Below are 24504 nucleotides of genomic sequence, written 5' to 3'. Positions count from 1 at the left end.
GCCGCAACTTCCATTCCGCCACTACTATTGGACAGGGTGAGCCCATTTATCTTTGAATTGGCGGGAGCCAATCGTACGGACTGGGATTCCCGCCATTCACTTTATCACGTTATCAGGAAGCAAACTATGGCCCCTTACATTTTTGTGAAGAAATATGTTTATGGGCTATAATTAAAAAGATACGTAAGGAGGTATAAGACGTGAATGGGACCAAACGGAGAGAACAAATTTTCGAACTCTTAAAAGAACGAAATGATGCCATAAAAGGAAGTGAGCTTGCTGAAATTTTAGGAGTAAGCCGACAAGTCATCGTTCAGGATATAGCCCTCTTGCGAGCCGAAGGACACTCTATAGTAGCAACGCCTCAAGGATATATGATTATGACTCTGAAACGTCCATCTTTTATGAAATCTGTGATGTGTGCCCATACGGGAATCGAAGAGATGAGAGACGAATTATATATTATGGTCGATAATGGAGCTACAGTTGTTGATGTTACAGTTGAACATCCTGTATATGGAGAAATTGCAGGAAACCTCATGCTTAAAAATCGCATTGATGTTCAAAATTTTATTTCTAAAGTTATCCATACGAAGGCAGAACCCCTCTCTATCCTCACTGGAGGAGTCCACTTCCACACACTGGAAGTTTCTGATGAAGACTCTTTCCAACGTATTATTGCCAGTTTAAAAGGAAAAGGGTACTTGATGGATTAGAATAAACAGCTTATACTCCTTTACATGTGTCAAGACACCTGTAAAGGAGCTGTTGAAATGTCGATCCATAAAAATATTCGCACCTACGCTAGTTCAGTTTTGAACGGCATGGCTTTAGGATTATTCGCTTCTCTCATTATTGGACTTATTCTTAAACAACTGGGAGTTATTTTTTCCATTCAACTCTTACAAAATTTTGGACAGATTGCCCAATTATTGATGGCCCCTGCCATAGGAGCAGGAGTTGCCATAAGCGTAAAAGCTCCATCTTTGGGTATTTTCGCATCAACTATTGCGGCAACAATCGGGGCAGGGAGCATACATCTATCTGCTCAAGGAGCACTCCTTTCTATTGGAGAACCTATGGGAGCTCTTGTAGGAAGTTTAGTCGGAGCTGAAACAGCTAAGTTTTTCTCCGGCAAAACTAAGGTGGATATTGTTGCCATTCCAGCAGTAACAATTCTTGCAGGAGGTTTTGTTGGTCATATTGCCGGCCCCTGGATCGCGCAGGGAATGAACTTTCTTGGAGCACTAATCAATACAGCAACTCAGCTTCATCCTTTTCCAATGGGAATTTTAGTCTCTGTTTTTATGGGCATTATCCTTACGCTTCCCATAAGCAGCGCCGCCCTGGCCATTGCTCTTGGGCTTAACGGACTTGCTGCTGGAGCGGCAACAGTGGGATGTTGTTGCCAAATGATAGGTTTTGCCGTTCAAAGCTATAAAGATAATGGAGTCGGAGGACTTATTTCTCAAGGTATAGGAACCTCTATGTTACAAATACCCAACATTATTCGTAACCCCTGGATTTGGGTTCCTCCAATTCTATCTTCTGCAATCTTGGGCCCTCTTTCCACTACTCTTTTCTCTATGGAGAATAATAAAATCGGCGCAGGAATGGGAACAAGCGGATTGGTGGGACAATTCGGCACATTAGCTGTTATGGGGAAAGCCGGCTGGACAGGAATAATCTTTCTCCATTTTTTACTCCCAGCATGTATAAGTCTCTTTTTCTGCTATGCGCTCGAAAAAAGCAACAAAATTAAACCTGGAGATATGAAGTTGTTATAAAAACTTGCCAAAAGATAAAAGCTGTTGTTTCTTCTAAGAAACAACAGCTTTTAATAAATACATATTCTTTTATTTTCCGCCCTGGAAAACATATAACATTAAAATAACATTGAATATATAATGATTTCTATCCTTAAAAATTAAAAACGAATAAAACAAGTCTTCAGCCTCTTTTCACATCCTTCCATTTTCAGTAAAATTTTTAAAAACTATTGTGTCTTTTAAAGATATTTTGACTTTTCCCTACCAGGAGTGTGATCTTTTGCCTAACACGAGCAATAACAGTATACGTTGGGAAGTAGGCAAAAAATTTTTGCGCCGTTTTGTTTGGGTTATTCCCCTTTTATTAGTCATACTATGGCTAATAGGCCATCTCTATTCTTTAGAGATCTCCCAACAACAAGGTCTTTTAGAGAGCCTTGAACAGCAATTTAGTCTTTCAAGGCTTGAAGTTGTTCGTCAACGGATGAATACCGTCTATAGAGATCTTCTCTTTTTAGGACGGATATGCAATCATCAATACAATGATGGTGTTATGACATCTGCCGAGCAGGAAGAACTAAAAAAAATTTTCTTTTCTTTTATGAAAAATAATCCTCTCTACGATCAAATTCGCGTACTAAATGCGTCTGGACAGGAACTTGTTCGTCTCAACGCAGGCCCTGAGAATCCGATAGTCGTTCCTCAGTCGGAACTTCAGAATAAGGCCAATAGGTACTACTTCAAAGATACGATAAAACTCGAAAGCAATGAAGTTTATATGTCTCCCCTAGATTTAAATATAGAAAAAGGGGTATTAGAAATGCCTTATAAACCTATGCTTAGAATTGCTACCCCCATCTTTACTCAAGATCATCAAAAGGCAGGAATTTTTGTTTTAAACTATCTTGCTAACGATTTATTTTCCCTTCTCGAATCTTCATCTACTGTGGCGGATGTAATGCTCCTTAATAGTGATGGTTATTGGTTAAAAAACACAAACCATAACCTTGAATGGGGGTTCCAAATTCCAGAAAGAAAAGAAAATAACTTTTTTAAAATATACCCTGAAGAAGCAGCGATTATCTACGCCCAGGAACAAGGTCAAATTGAGTCGCCACGGGGTCTTTTTACATTTGTAACGATAGACCCTCTTCAGACTAAATTGTCAGCGCAAGGATCAACTTTTTATAGATGGAAACTGGTTTCGATGATTCCTTCTCTTATTCTTGAAGGGCGAAGGGCCTCTATTCGAAATCGTTTCAAGATTATGGCCGGGATAATTGTAGTTCTCTTCTCTCTCGGCGCAACTCTTTTTATTATGGAATATGAACGTCGCAAAAAAATTCTTGCTGACTTAAAAGATAAAACCCGTGAATTAGAGAAGGTCAATCTCACACTCAATGCAATGGTTAAAAAGACCGAATATGATGCCATGATAGACCCCCTTACTGAGTTATGGAATCGGCGGTATATGATTAAGCGTCTTGATGAAGAAGATACACGCATAGAACATACCCAAGGAAGTGCATGTATCGCCATTATAGACTTGGGAAATTTTAAAAAAATTAATGATACGTATGGTCACGCACGTGGTGACAAAGCGCTTGTAGAAATAGCATCTATTCTAAGAAAAGGGTTGCGGCAAACAGATTATGTTGCTCGTTCGGGAGGAGATGAATTTTTAATTTATTTTGCTGACCTTCCTCTTAAAAAAGCTGAAAAAATAATGGAGCGAGTCTATAAAAGAATTACGCAACGACATATTGCGGGGGCCGATTTCGCTATTTACCCCGATTATGGAGTTGCTCATTGTCCGTCTAATGCACCGACTCTCACAGAAACAGTTAAAGTTGCAGACAAAAGAATGTATGAATTTAAGGCTCATCGTAAGAAGAGCATGGCCGACACAGAAAGATAGTTGCGCATGCAACGAATATAATCTATACTATTTCTCTCAATTAACATGGGGGGAATGTGTATGGATCGGCGGGATTTACTTGCAAACGAACAAATAGGACGATTATTGTGGAGACTTTCTCTGCCTGCCATTATCGGAATGCTCGTACAAGCATCATATAATATTGTAGATGCTATTTTTATCGGTCGGGGCGTCGGCCCACTCGGTCTTGCTGGAACAGCTATTGTTTTTCCTCTTCAGCTTCTATCCACATCTTTGGCTATCACAATAGGAGTAGGCGGCTCCTCTCTTATTTCAAGAAGTCTAGGGGCCGGAAAACATTCTTATGCAAACAAGGCCCTTGGTAATATGGTATTTCTTTCCTTCATTTTTAGTTTTTCTCTTTTTTCCATAGGCTTTTTTACGCGTCAATATATTCTTCGCCTTTTCGGCGCAACGCCAGCAATTTTTCCTTACGCGGAAGAATACCTTGAAGTCATACTGTTCGGATTACCCTTTGTTGGATTTGGAATGGCAGCCAATCACGCGGCGCGATCGGAAGGAAATGCCCGAGTAGCCATGATAAGCATGCTTATATCGGCTATTCTTAATATTATTCTTGATCCTATTTTTATCTTCAAATTAAAATTAGGAATTCGGGGAGCCGCTATTGCTACAGTGCTTTCTCAAATAGCAATGGCAATATGGATGGTCCATTACTTCTTCTTTTCGAAAAAGAGCCTGCTTTCCCTTTCTTTATCATCAATTACTCCACAATGGGAGACTATAAAAGAAATTCTTTCTGTAGGAGTATCTGAATTTGTACGAATGGCTTCTGGAAGCATTATTATTGTTTTTCTCAACAATAGTCTCATTTATTATGGAAGTGACATCTCTGTTGCTGTGTATGGTATTTTGCATAGAGCACTCTCCTTTTTCTTTATGCCTATTATTGGTGTAGCACAAGGCCTGCAACCTATTCTCGGCTTTAACTACGGTGCAGGAGACTATAAAAGAGCACGAGATGTTACCCACCTTGCCATAGGTGCTGCTTCTATCATAGCTTTTATTGCTTCTGTCATTTGCTGGTTTATGCCTGAAAAGGTCGTGGGACTTTTTACAACAGATTCTCTTCTTTTAGAAGAGGCAAGTTGGGCTCTTAGAATTGTTACCATGACCTATTTTTTAGCTGGTTTTCAGATTACAGGCTCTTCAATGTTTCAAGCTTTGGGAAAAGCTCGGGCATCTCTCATTTTATCTTTGAGCCGACAAGTTATTTTCCTTATCCCCTTTCTCGTCGTTCTTCCGCGTTTTTTCAATCTTCAAGGGATTTGGTATTCTTTTCCCATAGCTGACACTTTGGCTTTTCTTGTAACATTTTTCCTGGTTTCTAAACAGCTAAAAGTGCTCAAAGTAGAAAGGGGTATTTCTAAATAATGGATTCCAAACAGCCTCATATTGGGCGATGGATATCATGTCTATACAGGCAAATGCAATGCTTACTTGACCGAGCTTTTGAGCCTTTTGGGCTTGGATATGGCAATTATGCTTTTTTATTGGTTCTTCGGCGTCAAGATGGTCAGACACAAGAAGATTTAAGTAGTGAACTTGGCTTTGACAAGGGGACAACAGCGAGGTCTCTTAAAAAGTTAGAACAGCTTGGTTATATTCAACGAAAACGAAGTAAAATAGATGGAAGAGCAAATCAAGTTTTTCTTACTCATAAAGGGCAAAATGTGCTACCATTCGTTGAGCAAATTCTAGCAGATCTCATGACAGAAATTTTAGGAGATATGACTGCGAAAGAAAGACAAATTGCTTGCTCATTAATCTATAGAATGGCGTCAAATGCCCTTTCACTCAAGCATTCAGAAGGAGGCAAGACGTCATGTTTGTTTAATAAGGAGTGATGGATATATGTGTTTAATGAAAATGAAAACCTATACAGTTCTATGTTTAGTTATTCTTACTCTCTCTTTTATATCTACACCAATTTTTGCCTCATCTCAGGAAGGTTTCGGCCTTGCTTTCGTAAGCCATAAAGCTCAGGATTTAGCCTCAAAACCTTTTGAAGAGCCTAAAGACTCCGTGCCAGAAGAACTCATGAAGTTAAGCTACGATCAATGGAGAGATATTAGATTTCGTTCTGAAAAAGCGCTTTGGCAAGAAGATAACCTCCCTTTCTCTGTACAATTTTTTCATCTTGGCATGTTCTATAACAGAGCTGTTCAGATACATATTGTTGATGGGAAAAAGGTTACCCCTCTTTCCTTCTCCCCTGAAATGTTCGATTATGGCAAGAATCAGCTTGATTTAAAAAAACTTCCACCAGATCTGGGGTTTGCCGGATTTCGTATTCATTTTCCTATTAACACGAAAAAATATGCTGACGAAGTCGCCGTATTTCTTGGCGCCAGCTACTTCAGGGCCGTAGCTCAAAATCAGCAGTATGGACTCTCGGCCAGGGGGCTTGCTCTAGACACAGGATCCTCAACAGGGGAAGAATTCCCTTGGTTTAAAGAATTCTGGCTTGTAAAACCATTAAAACAATCTTCTTCAATGGTCATGTATGCCCTCCTTGATAGCCCCAGTTGTACTGGTGCTTATAAATTTACAATTATTCCTGGGAAAGAAACTCAGATAGATGTCATCTGTAATATTTATAGACGCAAAGAAATTCAAAAAATTGGTATTGCTCCTTTTACCAGCATGTTCTTGTATGGGGAAACAGAGAATGGCCGCCCCGGTGATTTTAGACCTGAAGTACACGATTCAGACGGACTTTTGATAGAAACAGAGGACGAGCAGTTAATATGGCGTCCTCTTATCAATCCAGCTCGTCTTTTGATAACCAAACAAACTGAAACACCAATCAAAGGTTTTGGATTAATGCAAAGAGATCTTAATTTTGATCATTACCTCGACCTGGAAGCACGATATGAAAAACGGCCAAGTCTTTGGATTACCCCGCAAAACAATTGGGGCAAAGGTCATGTCGAATTGATAGAAATACCTTCAGACAGTGAAATCAACGATAATATTGTTGCCTACTGGGTTCCCGAAATCGAAGAGGGGACATCTCTTCACCCTCTTACCTTTACATATACCATGGAATGGTTAACTCCTGATGTAGATAAAGAAAGAATAGCCAGAGCTTCCCATACACGGCTTGTAAAGGAAAAAGAAGAGGGAGCCTATCGTTTTATTATTGATTTTGAAGGGAAAGAGCTCAATGAAATACCCGCAGATACTGGTCTGGCAAGTGACCTTAACGTTGAGGGTGACGCCACTCTTGTGGAGCGCCAATTGCTTAAAAATATAGTAACAGGCGGTTGGCGGTTAAGTTTTAAGATATCGGTTCCCGTGGAAAAAATAAAAAGTGTCGTTCCTGACCGGAAACCTGTCGTAAAACTTTCTGCTTTTCTCAAAAAAGGGGAAAACATTCCCACCCCTTTAACTGAAATATGGACCTATGACTTCCGCCCCTAGAGGTGAACCATAATGATAGAAAAATCAGAAGGTTGGCAAATTGCCAGAGATAGAGTGCTTCTTTACGTTCGAGCTATGGATCTTCCACCTTTTCAAGGGCTGGAACTTGCGCTGCAAGCATTAAAAGAATCAAATGCTTCAAGTATTGATGAATCTATGAATGCCCTTGAACGTTGTATTTTAAGCAAGGAATTGCAAGCAGAAATTCTTGACGAAGAGGGAAAACACATTGCTTCGATTCCGCCAATGAACAGAGGAACAATGGTCTCGAAAAATTTTGATCGCATTCCGTGGCTTACTGCAACAAAGAAATTTATGCGACGATGGATGCGAGATCTCTTCGGTCCATCTCGAACACGATAAAGAGAGGCTTGTTAATTATGAGCACTGATACTCTCGAAATTAAATGGACTCGAGCCGCCAGTTGGAGAAGAATTCTGCTTTTAGCTCTTATTCTTCTTCCTACATTTACGGCAAGTCATTATATGGCCGGAGTGCTTCCTTATAAAGGAGCAACCCTTCTGGAAATAGCCCTTGTTGTCGTTTTTGGAATTCTTTTCGCATGGATATCCATTGGTTTCTGGACAGCTATGCTGGGCCTTTTTGTCTTGATTCGCCATAAAGACCAATTTTCATTTTCTCAGGCTTTAAAGAAGCAGCCTCTTTCCATAGAAGACACTGAGGCAAAAACGGCTATTCTCATACCTATTTATAATGAAGACGTACCTCGCGTTATGGCCGGAGTACAGACAACACTTCAGGCATTGCGCAAAACCGGATTGAGCCACATGTTTCATATTTTTATTCTCAGTGATACGACAAACCCCGACATTTGGGTTCATGAAGAAATGGCATGGTATAAGCTTTGCCAAGATGAAGATGCTTTTGGAACGATATTTTATCGTCATCGTAAAAGTAATGTGAAGAGAAAGAGTGGAAATGTCGCCGATTTCTGCAGACGATGGGGTAAAGATTATCGATATATGATCGTATTTGATGCTGACAGTGTTATGTCTGGAAAAACTTTGGTACAAATGGTTCAGGCTATGGAACTTCGTCCGGATATAGGGATTCTCCAAACACCTCCCGCCGCTGTAAATCGGCAATCTCTTATTGCTCGAGTACAGCAATTCGCTAATAGAGTATACGGCCCTATTTTTGCAGCGGGCCTTCATTTTTGGCTTTTAGGCGATGCTCAATATTGGGGACACAACGCCATCATACGAGTTGCTCCCTTTATGGAACATTGTCAACTCCCTCGTTTACCAGGAAAGGGCCCATTGGGAGGAGATATTCTGAGCCATGACTTCGTAGAAGCTGCCCTCATGAGAAGGGCTGGTTATGGAGTTTGGCTTGCCTACGATATGGAAGGCAGTTATGAGGAAACTCCACCCACTCTTCTTGATGAACTGAAGCGAGACAGACGGTGGTGCCAAGGAAATCTGCAACATTTACGGCTTATTTTCACACGAGGATTTTTCCCTGTTCATAGAGCTCTTTTCGTGAATGGTGTAATGTCGTATGGTTCAGCCTTGCTTTGGCTTGTTTTTCTGATTCTAAGTTCTGCTGAAGCCATTACCGAGGTTCTTATTGAGCCTCAGTATTTCCCTTCTGCGGAGATGACTCTCTTCCCGCAGTGGCCTGTTTGGTACCCAATGTGGGCCATCACTCTTCTAGGATCAACGGCCATCGTTCTCTTTCTTCCCAAAATACTTAGTATCGCGTATATTATTTTCTATACAAAAAAGGCACATCTTTACGGAGGAAGTGTCCGTCTCACGCTAAGCATGATCATTGAAACACTAACATCGACGTTGTTGGCACCGATACGTATGGCTTTTCATAGCCACTTTGTCGTAATGACACTTTTGGGAAAAGCGACAGGTTGGGGCACACAAACCAGAGATGATAGAGGAACCACGTGGAATGATGCTTTTCAGTACCATATCAGCCAGACTCTCATTGCTTTGCTCTGGGGAAGCATCCTTTACGTCTTTAATAGGTCTTTCTTCTGGTGGATGCTACCAATTTTAGGCCCCATGGCTCTATCTATACCTATTTCAGCCTTTTCAAGTCGTGTTTCTTTTGGACAAAAGTTAAAGAAACTTTTTTTGCTCATAACTCCAGAGGAAACAGAAGCTCCTAGCGAACTTGCAACAGTGGATGAAAATATGACAAAACCAGCTTCCTATTCTCCCTTGCCCCTTTCACAAAATGAAGGTTTTGTTCGGGCTGTCGTTGATCCCAAAGTTCTTGCTCTACACACATCGCTCATTCTTAGACATCGCGTCGCCGCCCCATCTATACGGCAAAGACGGGAAGACATTCAGAAAAAAGCCCTTGAGAAAGGACCAGAGGGACTTTCAGCCAAAGAAAAGATGGAATTACTACGAGACCCAGACCAATTACGAGAACTTCACCGCAAAATTTGGCGGATCCCTAATTGGGAAAAAGCAGCCAAATGGGGTATAGAATAAGGAGAGAGTGTTATATGGAAAAGAAGAGTTCACTCTTATTTATCTTTCAAAAGGAGACCATTCTTGTCAGAAAGAATTCCCCTGTTACGATACCTAAATATTCAGAGAGGGATAGTATCCCCATCTCTTTTATTCGCCAGGGAGAAGTCGGCTCACCTAAAGGGAACGGTCATTTCTGGGCAGAAGCAGCGGCAGAAGAGCAAGCTCCCTCGGGAATGGAATTTGTTCCTTTGCGTGGGCTTTACGAAGTTCTGGGAGATGCCCTTTTTTCCATTGCCGGACAAGCTTTTCAATTAATGTATTGGCGTCGCACGACACGTTACTGTAGCAGTTGTGGGCAACCTCTACAAGAGCACGCTGTAGATAGAGCTATGGAGTGTTCCACATGTAATTTAGTTATCTACCCTACAATTTCACCGGTTATTGCCGTAGCCATAGAAAAAGATGGGCAGCTTTTGCTTGCTCGAAGCCCCCATTTCCCTCCCAAAAGATACAGTATTCTAGCTGGATTTGTTGAACCAGGCGAAAATCTGGAAGAGGCTGTGGCTCGGGAAGTAATGGAAGAGGTAGGAATAGAGATTAAAAACATTCATTATTTTGGAAGTCAACCATGGGCATTTCCCCACTCTCTTATGGTCGGTTTCACTGCTCAATGGAAATCAGGGAATATACATATAGACGAAAAAGAAATAGAAGCTGCTGAATGGTACACTCCTGAAAACCTGCCATCAATACCGACACAAGCAAGTATTTCTGGACGTCTTATATTAAACTATTTACATAAATATGGATATTAGTGAAACTCTCGAAGAGTGAAGGAGTCTTTACGTTTGCCAATATCATCTATTGTGGAACGGATAAACAAGTGTGCATTATCGGCAAGATCTAAAACCATATGATCATCATATCGATCTCCATATTCGTCTGTCTTCAAAAGGACTCGCGGGCGAAGAATACTTTTTTCACCTGCTGCAATAACAATACCAACACGATTATCTGATAATTGAACAATTGTTCCCGGAGGGTACATCCCCACAGCGTTCAAAAAAGCGGTAACTACTGTTCTATCAAATTGATACTCCGTATTTTCTATAATGATAGAAATAGCTCGGTGCAAAGGAACGGATTCTTTATAAATACGAACTGTAGTAAGAGCATCATAAACATCAGCTACAGAAGCAATTCGAGCTTCAATCGGTATCTCTCCTAATTTCAGACCATAGGGGTAGCCTGTTCCATCAATTCTCTCGTGATGAGACTCTATCACTGTAAGAATTCGTTCATCATCAATACCTAATTGTTTTGCAATACTCGCACCATATACAGGGTGTTTTTTTACTTCTTCGAATTCATTTTCAGATAAACGAGATGGTTTGTTCAAAATGGAAAGAGGAAGTCGGGCTTTCCCCAAATCGTGAAGTAGCCCTCCTGTTGTTACAGCTTCTACAAGACCAAGATTTTCTGGAAAAAGACGATATGCGAGAAAACCACTTAATAACGCTACATTAAAGGAATGAACAAACGTATATTGATCCTGCTCTCTTACACTACCCAATGAAAGTAAGATTCGAGGGTTCTTTGTAATGCATTGCGCAAGCAACCTTCCAACTCGTAAAAGAGGAACAAGGCAAACTTGAGAGACCTCTCCTGATGCGATGGCACTGAAAATACGACGAACTTCATGAATAGTTTGAAGGGCAATTCGCGAATCGACAGGATTTGAAGGAAGATCCAAGGCTTCCAGAACATCAAAAACTTCTCCAAGGACAAAATCAACATCCTCTTTAACAGTTACGTAACAAATTCCGCGCTCCTGAAGTGTATTGGCAAAAGACAAGCGTGAATCCCCCAGTTTAGAGAGATTCATCCCTTTAGGAACTAATAAGGCTCCTCCTGGAGACAATACGTCTTCTATAATCACGCCAGAACAACAAGGGATATCCCATACTGGAATCCGCCGTGCCAAGTTCATTGAACGCCCTCCACTTTACAGTGTGCGCTACGCCCCCGTTTTCTAAAAATACCTTAGATTACATTTTGGTTATTTTTTCATATACCTATTTTATTTTACACATTTTTCATATTTACGCCACTATTTTATCAGGGTGCAGTATTCAAATATTTTTTATGATAAAATTAAATACTGGTATGAAGTATATGGAGGTGACTTTTTATGGAAAAAACAGGAATCGTAACTATGAAGGGAAATCCGTTAACCCTTATTGGCCCTGCTCTTTCGATAGGTGACAAAGCTCCTGAATTCAACGTTCTTGACCAGAATCTAACTTCGAAAACTCTACGCGATTTTTCAGGATGCATTAAAGTTATTTCTGTAACCCCGTCACTTGATACTCCCGTCTGCGACTTGCAAATCCATTGGTTCAACGAAGATGCTGCCAATCAACCTGATGACGTGGCCATCTTAAATATTTCAATGGATCTTCCTTTTGCCTTAAAACGTTTTTGCGCTACCAAAGGCATTGAAAGCGCTATTGCTCTTTCTGACCATAGAGATGCCTCTTTCGGCACAAATTGGGGTGTTTTGATTAAAGAACTTCGTTTACTTACTCGTGCCGTCTTTATTGCAGATAAAGACGATATTATTAGGTATATAGAAATCGTTCCAGAAGCTACTAACGAACCAGATTATGAAAAAGCTCTTCAAGCTCTCGAAACAATAGTTCGCTGATGCTACGCAAAAAGGCAGGAAACCGGGATTTATAAATACCCCGTTTTCTGCCTTTTTTCTTTAATAACTTATTAGTCTTTTACTTCTTCGATTGTATCTACCTGAATATACATCTCGCCACTTCCAGCAGAAGAGCGAAGTTTCCCTTCGACGCGAACAGGCGTCCCTTCCTCATGAGCCAATACCCAAGCCTGCTCAGTGGAACCAAACGCCCGCATCAGAAGAAAATCGTGGCGAACGTTGCCATCTTCCCATGGCGTATCCTGTTTTACCGCAAAAGCAACATACTTTCCCATACGGCTGACTTGCTCTTTTTCGCCTTCAATAAAATGTAATACTCCAGTTATTTTTACGTTATTTTCCATCATTTTGCCTCTTCCAACTCCTTTACCTTGCTTCGTATGGAGAACATATATACCACGAACAGGACATTTTCGCCAAGTGCAACAAGGCCACGAAAAAAGGGAGGCACAAAACCTCCCTTAAATTTCTTCTATCGCCCGAACAAGAACATACATCTCTCCGCTGCCAAGTGACGAACGAACATCTCCTTCTACTCGTACAGTCGTGCCCTCCTTACGGCTCAGAACCCATTTTCTCAGTTCCGGTTGATACGCCCGCATAAGTAGAAAATCGCGCCGGGTACTCCCATCGTCCCAAGGGGTTTCTTGCTTTAGTGCAAAGGTCACATACTCACCCAACCTATTTTGAAGAATCTTTTTACCCTGGACGTGATGCAGAGTCCCGGCCACCGTAACGATGTTCTCCGTCAGCATATGCACATCACTCCTTGCGGCTGGATTTTGAGGAATATATATTCCTCTTTTTTATTTTTTCTTTTTCATATTATTTATTATTCTACCCTTACTTTACACTGGAAAAAGTTTTGTCTCAAGCCTACAAAAGAAATGATTCTGTATGATAGCACCCTTTTATAAGCGAAAACCCCCGAGAGGCTAAGCATTCCTTCGGAGGGTCCCTTTTTATTCTTCGATTTCCACAATTGTTATTTCGAACGTAAGCGCTTTTCCTGCCAGGGGATGATTGGCATCAAGCATCATGCCTTTCTCACTCACATCCACAACTAAAGCATTGAAAACATGCCCATCTGGTGTTTGGACTTGTAACACTTCCCCAGTCTTGGGTTCAAGATCACCTGGAATATGCTCTGCAGGGACCTCGGCCATCAAATTAGGCTCATATTCCCCATATGCTTCTGCTGCAGGGATTGTAACTGTCTTAGAATCTCCGATAGACATATCTAAAACCGCTTTATCAAACCCTTCAATAACCTGGCCTGCGCCTACTGTAAATTTTAACGGATCACGGCCTTCTGAAGTGTCGAATACTGTACCATCATCTAAAGTGCCCTTGTAATGCACTGATACCGTGTTACCTTCTTTTATCTGAACCATGAGGGCCTCCTCTCATCTCCTTTTATAAGGAGTGTTGTCTTATTCTACATGGTGACGTAGCGTCCGTCAAAAAGGCATTTTTATCAAGAATGATATAGTTATAAAAAGATCGGAGGGGTTCGCATGGATTTCAAAAATGTAGAAAAAATAGTAGACAATACTCTGCTTAAACAAACGGCAACGTGGGCCGATATTAAAAATTTTGTTTTAAAAAGCTTACCTTATCATTTCAGATCTCTCGTTATTCCTCCTTTTGCTATTGAAAAAGTTATTCACTCTTCTCTTTCTAAAAATATCCCCTGTTTTTTCTCCGCCGTTGTTGGGTTCCCTCTTGGATATACTTCGATTGCCATAAAATGTTATGAAATTGACCTGTACAAAAATCTGGATAACGCTCTTTCGGACCTTGATGTTGTTATTAATATTAATAATGTGAAGTCGGGAAACTGGAACGAAATAGATCAAGAGATGAGTGAACTTTGCAAATCTGCCAAAGGAAAGATTCTTAAACTGATTATAGAAACACCTCTTCTCTCCTATGAAGAAATAGAACAAGTGTGCCGTATCGCTCTGAATCACAAAGGAATCCATTTCATAAAAACAAGCACAGGTTTTTGTGGAAAGGATACTACTTTACAAGAGGTGGAAGTTATCGCAAAAACAATCAATGGAGAAAAAGGAATAAAAGTATCTGGCGGTGTTAGAAATCTAGCTCAAATTCAGGCTTTCATTGACGTAGGAGCAACCATTTTCGGTTCAAGCTCGGGCATAAGTATAATCGAAGAGGCCAGGAAAAGATAATCCCTGGCCTCTTATTTTCAATATTCTTTTCCTTCAATTCGAGAGAAATGGGAAATCGTCCTGTCATAGATTCTTTGAATCTCTTCTCTCATTGACTCAGTGGCTGGGAGAATCGGCAATCTTGGTTTTCCGCCCCAATATCCTGCCATTTCCATAGCGGCTTTCATGCCTCCAATACCAAAACGTCCCGTAACAGCAGCATTAAGCTCAAGCAATCCCAATTGAAGTTCCCTGGCTTTATCGAGTTCCTTATTGTTCCAGGCGTTATAAAGGGATACACAATATTCAGGAACCACATTAGCAACTGCGAGAGTTCCACCAACTCCACCAAGTAGAAGGGTAGGAAGGAGAAAACTTCCTGATCCTGCAAAAACCGAAAATTTATTTTCTTTTGTCCCAGCAATAACTTCAGCTATTTGAACAATATTTCCAGAGCTATCTTTAATTCCCACTATATTGGGATGCTTAGAAAGAGCTACTGCTAGAGATGGGGGGATATTGACTCCGGCATTTCCAGGCATGTTATAAAGCATAATCGGGATAGGAGAGGCATCAGCTATAGCAATAAAGAAATTTTCAAGTGTCTGAGAATTCATATCTTTTTTAAAAAAGTGAGGCGTTATTACAAGGGCAGCATTTGCCCCTACATCTGCACATCGCCTGGTAAGTTCTATAGTATCTCGAACAGACTCACATCCTGTTCCCGCAATAACTCTCATTGAGGAAGGAAGGGCTTTTCTCGCCGTTTCAACCAAGGAGACTTTCTCTTCCATATCAAGCATAACAAATTCGCCATTACTTCCGAGAATAACCAGACCGGCCAGACCTGTTTTACTAAATTTCACAGTATTCTCTTTATATTTCTGAAGATCAATGTTACCTAAGTCGTTAAAAGTCGTCGCTACTGGAGCAAAAATACCTCGTGGTTCAAACATAAGAGATACCCCCACTCTAAAAATTAATGTTCTTCCACCAATCCTTTTTGCAAGACAGCCAATCCTTTCCCTGGTTCAATATCCATTCCGCAACGCATAGCCGTTCGCTCTACTGCGGCAATAGCAGAAACTAGAATATGTTTATCAACATTGCCCATATGCCCCATTCTAAAACCCTTTCCTGCAAAATCTCCAAGACAACCAGCTGTCTGCGCTCCTTCTTCAGCCAATATTTTTCTAAATGTGGCGTCATCAACAGCGCTTCCTTCTGGGTAAAGGTAAACTGAAAGGGTCGGCGCACGGAATGCTTTCTCTGCGGCTACGTTAAAACCTAACGTCTCAAGAGCTCCATCAAAGAGATCGGCCTGGCGAAGATGGCGTGCATAGCGTTCAGCAATTCCTTCTTCCTTTATGATTCGTACAGATTCTTTAAGTGCCCATACGAGATTAACAGCGGGAGTTCCCCAATATTTAGAGGGATCATGCATTACCGGAAGCCATTTTTCAAAGTCTGCGTATGACTCGGGGATTGTCTCAAGAGAACGTCTTTTTTCCACTGCTTTGGTACTTGCCCAAAGGATTGCAAGGCCAGGGGCAACTCCAAAAGCTTTTTGTGAACATGTAAGAAGAACGTCAATTCCCATTGGATCAACATATTCTTCTGCCCCTGCAGATGCAGCAACACCATCGACAACATAAAGAGTTCCGTGGGCTTTAACAACTTTTCCAATAGCTTCGATGGGAGCCATAACGCCAGTAGACGTTTCCACGTGAGTCACTGTAACCACATCGTATTTTTTTTCGGCAAGCTTTTTTTCCACATCTTCAGCTGTAACAGATGTACCCCATGGGGCAGAAAGAAGTTCGACATCAAGCCCCTTTCTCTGGCACATATCAATAAAACGATCTCCGAAAAAACCATTGGAACAAATGAGAACACTATCGCCTCGTTTGGTAATATTAGCTATGGCCATCTCCATAGCTAATGTTCCTGAACCTGCAATAACGAAAACTTCGCCACTACACTTCCAGAGTTCTTTCAAATCAGCCAAAACTTCTTTGTAATCCTGAACAAAGGATGAGTCACCAAAAGCTACTGTCTCTCTGCCCATTTGATCTTGAATGGAACGGGTTACGGGAGTGGGACCTGGAATCATTACTAACTTAGGGGTTTTAAGCATTTCATGTTCCTCCTTCGCCTTGAAGCTTCTTTATTTTTTAAATCTTTTTTGCTCATATTGAAGCAATGCGCTACTTATGGCTTGCGCTGTTTTATGAACCTTATCACCATAGTCAGTTATCATTGCAGAATCAAAACGATATACGGGCGCAGAGAGACTTAACCCTCCCAATGGTTTTAAGCTACCATTTACAATAACAGATCCAACACATCGAAGGCCTTTCTCATTTCGTTCGTTATCCACTGCATATCCTCTTAGTCGAATTTCTTCTAACTCTTCATGAAGTTCCTGTGTTGCATCCGCACCTAAAATACGACAAACATCCTCCCACTGAAGAGAGGACAGAATAGCCTTACCTGCAGAAAGGTTAATGAGAGAACCTTTTACTCCTACACGAGAATGCATTCTTACCTGATAGGGACTTTCAAGCTTATCGATATAAAAAAGTTCTTCGCGGTCAAATATAAAGAGATGAATAGTCTCTTTGGTTTCATGATTCAGATTTTCAAGAAAAGGACGTGCTATCTCAGAAAATACAACTTGAGAGCGATATGCATCAGCTAAAAAAAGAGTAGCGGGCCCTATCTCATATCGCCCTTCACGCTCTGTTACGACTCTATGTGTTATGAGACTGTCGAGAATGCGATATACTGTTGCCTTCGGCAAATCCACGCTCTTAGCGATCTCTGTTACTCCAAGCGGTTCCTTGGCGTGTCCCATAAAGAAAAGAATAGAAAAAACACGATCTATAACGCGTATCTGACTTTTGTTTGGGTTCTCCTTATTTTCGACCATTCGTTTCACTCCATGAATTTAAAATCTATTATATGAAATTATTTCTATGGTAACATTATACGAATTTTCTGTAAACATAAAAAAAGGGACAGCCGGCTACGACAGTCCCTCAAAATCATGTTAAAACCTGATTCTTTATCTGTTTTTAGCGGTACTCTTTCGCTTTTTCAACTCCTTGAAGAACACGAAGGGCCCCTTCCGCAAGAGCCTTCATTTCGTCCTCGCCAGGATAGACTATTACTGGAGCAATAAATGATACTCGTTGACGGATTTTCTCAACGAACATTTCACTATAGGCCAAACCTCCTGTTAGGACTATAGCGTCTACACATCCCTTTAGAACAGCTGAACAGGCACCTATTTCTTTAGAAATCTGGTATGTCTGGGCTTCAAAAATAAGGGATGCCTTCTCGTCATGATCTTCAACGATTCTACGTTGAACTTCCCGTAAATCGTTTGTTCCAAGATGGGCAACAAGACCTCCTCCACCAACCATACGCTTCAAAAGGCTGTTAAGATCATACTCTCCACTAAAGGCTAAATGGACTAATCCACCTGCGGGAAGGGAACCTGATCTTTCAGGTGAAAATGGACCTTCGCCATCAAGGGCATTATTTACATCAACGACTCGGCCGTGATCATGGGCACCGACCGATACGCCTCCTCCCATGTGGGCAACGATAAAATTACAGTCATCAACTTTTTTACCAATCTCTGCTGCAGCACGTCGCGCAACAGCTTTCTGATTAAGAGCATGAAATAAAGACCGCCGTTCAATCTCGGGCAAACCGGAAAGACGAGCTTCGGGAATCATTTCATCAACAACCACAGGATCGACGATAAATGCTTTGTTGCATCCGCCTTCCTGCGCTAAGTGAATCGCTAGAGGAGCACCTAAATTACACGCATGAGAACCATATCGGCACGAACGTAAATCATCTAACATAGGCTCGTTTACAACATACGTTCCGCCTGGAATAGGTTTTAGCAAGCCGCCACGTCCTACTGCAGCGTCAAGAGAGGATAAATCCGTATTGTGAGAATTTAGTGCCTTTCTTATTTCATTGCGACGGAATTCTTCTTGATCTGAAATTGAGGGAAATCGCTTAATGTCATCTACGCTATATCGTTGAGTGTCGCTCCAAAGCTCTGTTCCGTCTTCATAAAGAGCTACTTTTGTGCTCGTGGAACCAGGGTTAATTGCTAGCACTCTCATTTTTTTCCCCCTCAGTTTTTAAGAAGGGCTACATTATGTAGCCCTTCCATATATTAAAATTATTATTTTTCTTCAAAGGATGAAAGGAGAACTGCTGCTGCAATGGAAAGGAGTTTAGCTCTGGGTGAATCTGCTCTGCTTGTAAGAATAACTGGAGCGGCTGCTCCAAGAATAAGTCCTGCTGTCTCATTCTTTGAGAAGTAAACAAGAGCCTTGACCATCATATTGCCAGCCTCAATATCTGGCACAAGCAATACATCAGCCTTACCAGCCACAGGAGAAACGAGACCCTTTGTTTTAGCAGACTCTTCACTTACAGCATTATCAAGGGCAAAGGGACCATCAACAACACAATTCTTTATCTGACCTCTGCGATTCATCTGAGTTAAAGCAGATGCATCTATAGTGCAAGGCATATCGGGATTAACTACTTCGACAGCTGCTAAAACAGCAACTTTAGGTTCCTCAACGCCAAAAGCCCTTGCAAAATTGACAGTGTTCTGAAGTATATTTGCTTTAGCGGGAAGGTCGGGATACATATTAAAGGCCGCATCTGCTACAAAGAAAACTCTGTCATATCCTTCTACTGAATGGAAATAGCAGTGTGAAATCGTGTTTTTGCCTTTTCTAAGACCAACTTCCTTATTAAGCATTCCCCGAAGAAAATGATTGGTATGAAGCTGTCCTTTCATATAGATGTGTGCCTGACCAGAAGATACTTTTTCAACAGCCGTCATAGCCATTGCAGATTCTCCTCTGGGCTCATCCACAACCTCATAGTTAGCAAGATCAACACCTGCTTCTTTAGCTGCTACTTCAATCTTCTCTTTGCGTCCAACGAGAATTGCTTCAGCAATGCCAGCAACACGAGCCTCTTCAATAGCAGAAAGCAGACCCGCATCTTCTGCCATTGCAACAGAAAGTTTTTTCGGCCCTTTTTCTGCACCTATCTTTTTCGCATATTCAAGTAACTGAGACAAAGAACGAATTTGTTCCATGAGTATAAAGAACCTCCTTATATAGATTAAAAATATATTTATTCCTTACTTGCAACGACAGCACCCAAAGCTATGGAGAGCAGTTTTGTTTCCATTGAATCAAAACGACTCGTCAAAACTATGGGTTTTTTCGCTCCAAGGATAACACCTGCCCCGCGTCCACCTGTCATATAGAGCAATACTTTTCCGATCATATTTCCTGCTTCAATTGAGGGAACAAGCAACATATCAGCTTTTCCTGCAACAGGAGAATCTATATTCTTTATTCGAGCGGCCTCATCGCTTACTGCGTTATCAAGAGCAAAGGGGCCATCAACAGTACAACCTTTGATTTGTCCACGTCGGTTCATTTGTGTCAAAGCCGCAGCATCTAGGGTGGCGGGCATATCGGGGTTTACAACCTCAACGGCTCCCAACGCAGCAATGAGAGGATTGCTCACACCAATCTTATGGTAACATTTTACAGCATTTTCAATAATACCAACCTTAGCATTTAGGTCAGGATACATATTCATTCCACCATCAGATATTCCTAAAATTCTGCGATCGAGAAGTGGTATTTCGAAGAGGAAAAGATGAGAAAGTAAAGAGCCTGCACGTAGCCCCCACTCTTTGTTCAAAACGGCATGAAGCAAAACAGCTGTCTTTACAAAACCCTTCATTAACAAATCAGCATCTTTCGATGAAACCATTTGCACCGCTTTTTCTGTAGCTGCGTAGTCATTCTTTTCATCTACAAAAGAAAGTCCCTTAAGGTCAAAACCATGCGCTTCCGCTTTTTTCTTAATTTGTTCAGAATCTCCAACAAGAATCCCATTAATTAATCCTCTCTTATGGGCTTCGCAAACTGCTCCAAGAACATCGTCCCCATAAGGGCAAGCTACAGCTAGATTCATGCGTCTTCCTGTTTGGCATAATTCAAGCAGAAAGTCGAGATTATGCATCATGTCTACCACCGCCTCCTGCAACCCTTTGTTCATAATTTTGAGCTTGCTCCTCGCCTCTTAACACACGAAGAGCCCCCTCAGCCAGCGCCTTCATTTCGTCTTCCCCTGGGTAAACAAGTACTGGCGCAATCCATTGTATTCTCGTCTGTAACAACGCGACAAAATCACTATCATAAGCGACTCCACCAGTAATAAGAATAGCGTCTACGTCTCCAGACATAGCAATTGCCTGAGCCGCAATTTCTTTAGAGAAATGATATGCCATTGCTTCGTAAACAAGCTTGGCTTCTTCATCTCCAGATTCAATTCGCTTTTTTACCTCTCGAACATCGCTGGTTCCAAGATATGCCTTCATTCCCCCATTACCAACTAACCTTCGAAGTAAGTCTTTTTCGCTGTATTTACCACTAAAACAAAGCCTGGCTAAATCTCCGGCAGGCAAGCCTCCAGCCCTTTCTGGTGAAAAGGGACCGAAATCATTTCCGCTGTTAAGATCGACCATTCGCCCCTGACAATGAGCACAAACAGTTGACCCACCTCCTATATGCGCAACTACAACATTTAACTTATTCCATTCTCGCCCAAGATCTTTAGCAGCACGACGAACTGTCGCCTTGATATTAAGGGCATGGGCTAGCGAAACTTTAGGAAGCTCAGGGAAACCCGTGATACGAGCGATATCGTTCATTTCGTCAACAGCGACAGGGTCGACAATAAAGGCAGGAATATGACGAGGTCGGGCAATGGCATCAGCGATGATGCCGCCAAGATTCGATGCGTGTTCCCAAGGTTTACCTACTCTTAGACGTTTCAATAATGTATCATCAACGGCAAAAGTCCCACCAGGAATAGGATCAACAAGACCTCCTCGCCCAACAACTGCACTAAGTTTATCAAAAGAAGAACCATGAGAAAAAGCCGCTCTTTCAATTGTGGCAAGGCGAAATTCAAATTGATCCGCTATGGCTTCAAAGTGTGCCAACTCGTCAGGATCATGCCGAACCGTTTCTCTCCACTGTTCCTCATCATCATGAAACCAGGCAACCTTCGTGCTTGTGGATCCAGGATTGATGGCTAACACTTGGAATACCATAAAACGACCTCCCTTGATTATAATTTTGCCTACTCTCACTATTGCTCTACTTTATATATTATTGAATATCTTTTTATATTTTATCCCAAAAAACTCCATTTGTTTCTTCAAAAATTGAAAGACATGCATCTACAACTCTACTATCAAACCATATATTCCGTTTTTTCTGTATTTCTTCCAAAGCTTCCTCAATGCCCAGTGCCGGTCGATAGGGACGAAAAGAAGACATGGCTTCTACAACATTTGCTATACAGATTATTCTGGCTTCAATAGAAATCTCATCGCCTTTCAACCTACGGGGATACCCAGTTCCATCTATATGTTCATGATGTTGCCTCACTATATCAGCAATGGGCCATGGAAAATCAATAGCAGAAAGGATATTTGTCCCCAAATTTACGTGATTTTGAATAATGGTAAATTCTGCCTCGTTAAGACGTCCAGGTTTGCTCAAAATTGAGGAGGGGATAGGGATTTTACCTATATCATGAACAAGGGCTGCGTAATAAACAGCTGTTATTTGCTCTTCTGTAAGATTCATTTTTTCGGCAATCCTTCTTGCAAGCAAGGCAACTTTTTGCTGATGATCTGCTGTGTAGGGATCCTTTATTTCAAGTAATCGGCTCATTAAGTGGAATGTCTCTTCAAATGTTTTCGATAGTAGCTGTATATTTTTTTTAAGCACCTTTTCTGTTTCATTGCGTAAAAAAGCAGAACTCAACAAATGAGAATAAATTCCTAAAAGCCCCTCAATAATATGTTCATTTTCATTATTCCGCACAAAAACGCTACAGATACAACCAGCAGTGATCCCTTCTTTTAAAAGAGGAAAAAGAACCATCGTTTCATTCTTACGAGGCAATAGAATTGCATTCTTCTCTGAGGTGTTCCAAGTAAAGGGACTATCATCCAAAGAAAAGAAAGGCTGAGACTTCAATGTTCGCCGCAAAGGTTCCGTCTCATCAAAAGAGAGTGTAAAAAAGCTATCTTTTTCTTTCTCTCTCTCGTGCCTGACATATGCTCTTCCGTCTTCATATTCGCTTCCGCTAAAGAGAAATATAGCCATATATCGGGCATTTAAAAAAAGTCTCAATTCATGAAGAGATGTATAAATAACATTTTCGACCTCTTGTCCTTTAACAAGTTGAGCTGAAAAGGAGGAAATGATTTCTTCGGACTTTAAGTGCTTACGGATAATATTTTCATTTTCTTTACGAGAGGAAATATCAGTGTAGATACCGTAACTACCACGATATACCCCGTTTATCATTAAGGGAAAACCTGAAATTGATACTGGGATAACATTTCCATCTTTACATACTCTTGATGTTTCATTTTCCGATATAACGCCCCCCAATGTCGTTATGCGTGTAAGATTTTGGGCGTGTTGTTGTAATGTCCCTCCTTTTGTCAAAAGGAAGTCAATTTCTTTACCTTTAACTTCATCTCGACCATAGCCAAACATTCGAAGGAAGGCACGATTAGCCCGCAGAATCTCACCTTTAGCATTTGTAAGGATTGTTCCGTGAGGTGAGTTTTCAAAAAGTTTTTCTAAATGCTCTGTCTCTTTTCGTAATTCTGATATTTCTTTTTTAAGCAACTTATCATTAAAATAAAGAGCTGGAACCAGCATTGCAAGAATAATTATTATGGCAATATTTATACCTATGATTCGCCTATACCGATAAAAAAAAGTTTCTGGTTCACCAAGCAGAATTGTCTTTCTTGGCAAACTACGAATAGAAATATTTTGTTGCCGAAGTTCCGAATAATTAGCCATAAAGACAGGGATATCCTCCCCTATTGGAATAGATGCCGGTGCCTTACCTTTAAGTATTTCTATGGCAAGCTCCGCTGCTTGCTTCCCGTGATGTTCTGCTCGCAAGACACTCCCACCAATGGCTCCATTTCCAACCATCATTTCCCACACGGAAAAGATCGGGAAAGAAGTCTCTTTTTGTATAAAAGCAATCGTTTCATCGGTGGGGAAAAAATGTCCTTCACCATCTTGAAAGTATATTAATAGGAAAATAATTGTTTGAGGCGGAAGTTTTTGAAGCTCCGTGGCTAAACTTTCGTGAGGCAATCCAATTAAATCAATTTCATTAATTTTATCTTTAAAAAATCTCATTTCTTCTCGTAGCTGATTTATAACCCACATTCCTGTTGATGATAAATCGCAAATAACAGCAACATTTTCTGTAGAGGGGAACATTTTTAAGGCAAGATTCATCGTCCCCTTGATATCCAATTTTTCTATAACTCCAGTTGTAAGACTATCTATTTCCACTGGCAGAGAATCTCTGCTGTTCACCCCGCAAAATACAACAGGGACATGAGGGAAAATTCGCCGCCCAGCATGACGCATAAAAGTGTAGGCATCATCATCGCTACAAATCACAACATCTGGAGTTCTCTTTTGGTACTTTAAACGAAGAGTGTTTTCCAGAAAGAATGTATACCGCTTAGGACTAGATCTTTTGGCATCAAGATACTCAATGAAAACTCTAGTGTTTATGTCACTTTGAAGAAAAGTATTTAATACTCCTCTGCTTATTCCATCGCTCCACGGGAAACCTTTATGATAAGAATGAAGAAGAAGAACTAAGCGTTCTTGAGCATAGGCTCCTGTAGGAAGGTAAAATAATACCCCTAAGATAAGCGAAATAAAAAGGACTCTGCCTATCTTTATCCTAAAATATGCAGCTCTATTGCTTGTTTTTTTGCCGCCTTCGAAGAAAAAAAGCAGGGCCCCTTCCCCCTTTTGCTTGCACATATATATTAATAATACCATTTCTCATG

23 protein-coding genes are annotated in these 24504 nt (G+C 41.0%); 11 read left to right on the top strand and 12 right to left on the bottom strand.

Annotation, left to right across the window (positions count from 1 at the left end; all coding sequences use genetic code 11):
* Nucleotides 1-200 precede the first annotated feature (200 nt).
* The 9 genes from VB083_RS10335 (at nucleotide 201) to nudC (ending at nucleotide 10429) form a co-directional block, all read left to right on the top strand.
* Nucleotides 201-716 (top strand): transcription repressor NadR, encoded by a 516-nt coding sequence (locus VB083_RS10335; protein WP_213691417.1) that lies wholly within the window; start codon nucleotides 201-203, stop codon nucleotides 714-716.
* A 57-nt stretch (nucleotides 717-773) separates the two neighbouring features.
* On the top strand, nucleotides 774-1787 hold the full coding sequence (locus tag VB083_RS10330) for a PTS transporter subunit IIC (protein WP_213695169.1): 1014 nt from the start codon (nucleotides 774-776) through the stop codon (nucleotides 1785-1787).
* A gap of 262 nt (nucleotides 1788-2049) precedes the next feature.
* Nucleotides 2050-3687 carry a diguanylate cyclase gene (locus VB083_RS10325; protein ID WP_323402028.1) on the top strand — a complete coding sequence of 546 codons (1638 nt, stop codon included), beginning with the start codon at nucleotides 2050-2052 and terminating at the stop codon, nucleotides 3685-3687.
* Between the two features lie 60 nt (nucleotides 3688-3747).
* The gene (locus tag VB083_RS10320) at nucleotides 3748-5103 is read left to right on the top strand and encodes an MATE family efflux transporter (RefSeq protein ID WP_213692082.1); all 1356 of its coding nucleotides are present in this window, start codon (nucleotides 3748-3750) and stop codon (nucleotides 5101-5103) included.
* The gene (locus tag VB083_RS10315; RefSeq protein WP_213692081.1) at nucleotides 5103-5576 is read left to right on the top strand and encodes a MarR family winged helix-turn-helix transcriptional regulator; all 474 of its coding nucleotides are present in this window, start codon (nucleotides 5103-5105) and stop codon (nucleotides 5574-5576) included. Before VB083_RS10320 ends, VB083_RS10315 begins: the two co-directional genes overlap by 1 nt.
* A 7-nt stretch (nucleotides 5577-5583) precedes the next feature.
* Nucleotides 5584-7155, top strand: coding sequence for a glucan biosynthesis protein G (locus tag VB083_RS10310; RefSeq protein WP_323402027.1), 1572 nt, complete (start codon nucleotides 5584-5586; stop codon nucleotides 7153-7155).
* Between the two features lie 12 nt (nucleotides 7156-7167).
* The gene (locus VB083_RS10305; RefSeq protein ID WP_213692080.1) at nucleotides 7168-7518 is read left to right on the top strand and encodes a hypothetical protein; all 351 of its coding nucleotides are present in this window, start codon (nucleotides 7168-7170) and stop codon (nucleotides 7516-7518) included.
* Nucleotides 7519-7535: 17 nt separating this feature from the next.
* Nucleotides 7536-9632, top strand: coding sequence for a glucans biosynthesis glucosyltransferase MdoH (mdoH, locus tag VB083_RS10300; protein ID WP_213695277.1), 2097 nt, complete (start codon nucleotides 7536-7538; stop codon nucleotides 9630-9632).
* 14 nt (nucleotides 9633-9646) lie between these two features.
* On the top strand, nucleotides 9647-10429 hold the full coding sequence (nudC, locus tag VB083_RS10295) for an NAD(+) diphosphatase (RefSeq protein ID WP_213692078.1): 783 nt from the start codon (nucleotides 9647-9649) through the stop codon (nucleotides 10427-10429).
* On the opposite strand, the gene VB083_RS10290 is transcribed toward nudC, so the two are convergent.
* Nucleotides 10426-11604 (bottom strand): HD-GYP domain-containing protein, encoded by a 1179-nt coding sequence (locus VB083_RS10290; RefSeq protein WP_213692077.1) that lies wholly within the window; start codon nucleotides 11602-11604, stop codon nucleotides 10426-10428. The two genes, nudC and VB083_RS10290, sit on opposite strands and share 4 nt — an antisense overlap.
* A 201-nt stretch (nucleotides 11605-11805) precedes the next feature.
* Here VB083_RS10290 and tpx point away from each other — a divergent pair, with 201 nt between their 5' ends.
* Nucleotides 11806-12321: a thiol peroxidase gene (gene tpx, locus VB083_RS10285; RefSeq protein WP_213692076.1), complete on the top strand. Its 516-nt coding sequence runs from the start codon at nucleotides 11806-11808 to the stop codon at nucleotides 12319-12321.
* Between the two features lie 71 nt (nucleotides 12322-12392).
* Here the strand turns inward: tpx and VB083_RS10280 are convergent, their stop codons facing one another.
* The 3 genes from VB083_RS10280 to VB083_RS10270 form a co-directional block, all read right to left on the bottom strand.
* Nucleotides 12393-12686 (bottom strand): DNA-binding protein, encoded by a 294-nt coding sequence (locus VB083_RS10280; protein ID WP_307879681.1) that lies wholly within the window; start codon nucleotides 12684-12686, stop codon nucleotides 12393-12395.
* A 117-nt stretch (nucleotides 12687-12803) separates the two neighbouring features.
* Nucleotides 12804-13097, bottom strand: a complete 294-nt coding sequence (locus tag VB083_RS10275) for a DNA-binding protein (protein ID WP_213692074.1) — start codon at nucleotides 13095-13097, stop codon at nucleotides 12804-12806.
* Nucleotides 13098-13304: 207 nt separating this feature from the next.
* Entirely contained in the window at nucleotides 13305-13736 is a 432-nt protein-coding gene (locus VB083_RS10270) for an FKBP-type peptidyl-prolyl cis-trans isomerase (RefSeq protein ID WP_213692073.1), read from the bottom strand.
* 123 nt (nucleotides 13737-13859) lie between these two features.
* Here VB083_RS10270 and deoC point away from each other — a divergent pair, with 123 nt between their 5' ends.
* On the top strand, nucleotides 13860-14537 hold the full coding sequence (gene deoC, locus VB083_RS10265) for a deoxyribose-phosphate aldolase (RefSeq protein WP_213695278.1): 678 nt from the start codon (nucleotides 13860-13862) through the stop codon (nucleotides 14535-14537).
* A 17-nt stretch (nucleotides 14538-14554) separates the two neighbouring features.
* Here the strand turns inward: deoC and VB083_RS10260 are convergent, their stop codons facing one another.
* The 8 genes from VB083_RS10260 to VB083_RS10225 all read right to left on the bottom strand — a co-directional run bounded on the left by VB083_RS10260 (nucleotide 14555) and on the right by VB083_RS10225 (nucleotide 24496).
* The gene (locus VB083_RS10260; protein WP_213695279.1) at nucleotides 14555-15472 is read right to left on the bottom strand and encodes a dihydrodipicolinate synthase family protein; all 918 of its coding nucleotides are present in this window, start codon (nucleotides 15470-15472) and stop codon (nucleotides 14555-14557) included.
* A 23-nt stretch (nucleotides 15473-15495) separates the two neighbouring features.
* Nucleotides 15496-16653, bottom strand: coding sequence for an alanine--glyoxylate aminotransferase family protein (locus tag VB083_RS10255; RefSeq protein WP_323402026.1), 1158 nt, complete (start codon nucleotides 16651-16653; stop codon nucleotides 15496-15498).
* Between the two features lie 30 nt (nucleotides 16654-16683).
* Nucleotides 16684-17448, bottom strand: coding sequence for an IclR family transcriptional regulator (locus VB083_RS10250; protein WP_213692069.1), 765 nt, complete (start codon nucleotides 17446-17448; stop codon nucleotides 16684-16686).
* 145 nt (nucleotides 17449-17593) lie between these two features.
* Nucleotides 17594-18664: a butyrate kinase gene (buk, locus tag VB083_RS10245; RefSeq protein WP_213692068.1), complete on the bottom strand. Its 1071-nt coding sequence runs from the start codon at nucleotides 18662-18664 to the stop codon at nucleotides 17594-17596.
* Nucleotides 18665-18726: 62 nt separating this feature from the next.
* Nucleotides 18727-19662, bottom strand: coding sequence for a bifunctional enoyl-CoA hydratase/phosphate acetyltransferase (locus VB083_RS10240; RefSeq protein WP_213692067.1), 936 nt, complete (start codon nucleotides 19660-19662; stop codon nucleotides 18727-18729).
* A 38-nt stretch (nucleotides 19663-19700) separates the two neighbouring features.
* Nucleotides 19701-20609, bottom strand: coding sequence for a bifunctional enoyl-CoA hydratase/phosphate acetyltransferase (locus VB083_RS10235; RefSeq protein ID WP_323402025.1), 909 nt, complete (start codon nucleotides 20607-20609; stop codon nucleotides 19701-19703).
* Nucleotides 20599-21702 (bottom strand): butyrate kinase, encoded by a 1104-nt coding sequence (gene buk, locus VB083_RS10230; protein WP_213692065.1) that lies wholly within the window; start codon nucleotides 21700-21702, stop codon nucleotides 20599-20601. Before buk (VB083_RS10230) ends, VB083_RS10235 begins: the two co-directional genes overlap by 11 nt.
* Nucleotides 21703-21775: 73 nt before the next feature.
* Nucleotides 21776-24496, bottom strand: coding sequence for an ABC transporter substrate binding protein (locus VB083_RS10225; RefSeq protein WP_323402024.1), 2721 nt, complete (start codon nucleotides 24494-24496; stop codon nucleotides 21776-21778).
* Nucleotides 24497-24504: the final 8 nt, after the last annotated feature.

This window comes from Aminobacterium sp., from assembly GCF_034926885.1.
Taxonomy (GTDB): Bacteria; Synergistota; Synergistia; order Synergistales; family Aminobacteriaceae; genus Aminobacterium.
The sequence above is the reverse complement of the archived record's forward strand: the minus strand, read 5'-3'. Positions and strand labels throughout refer to the sequence as shown.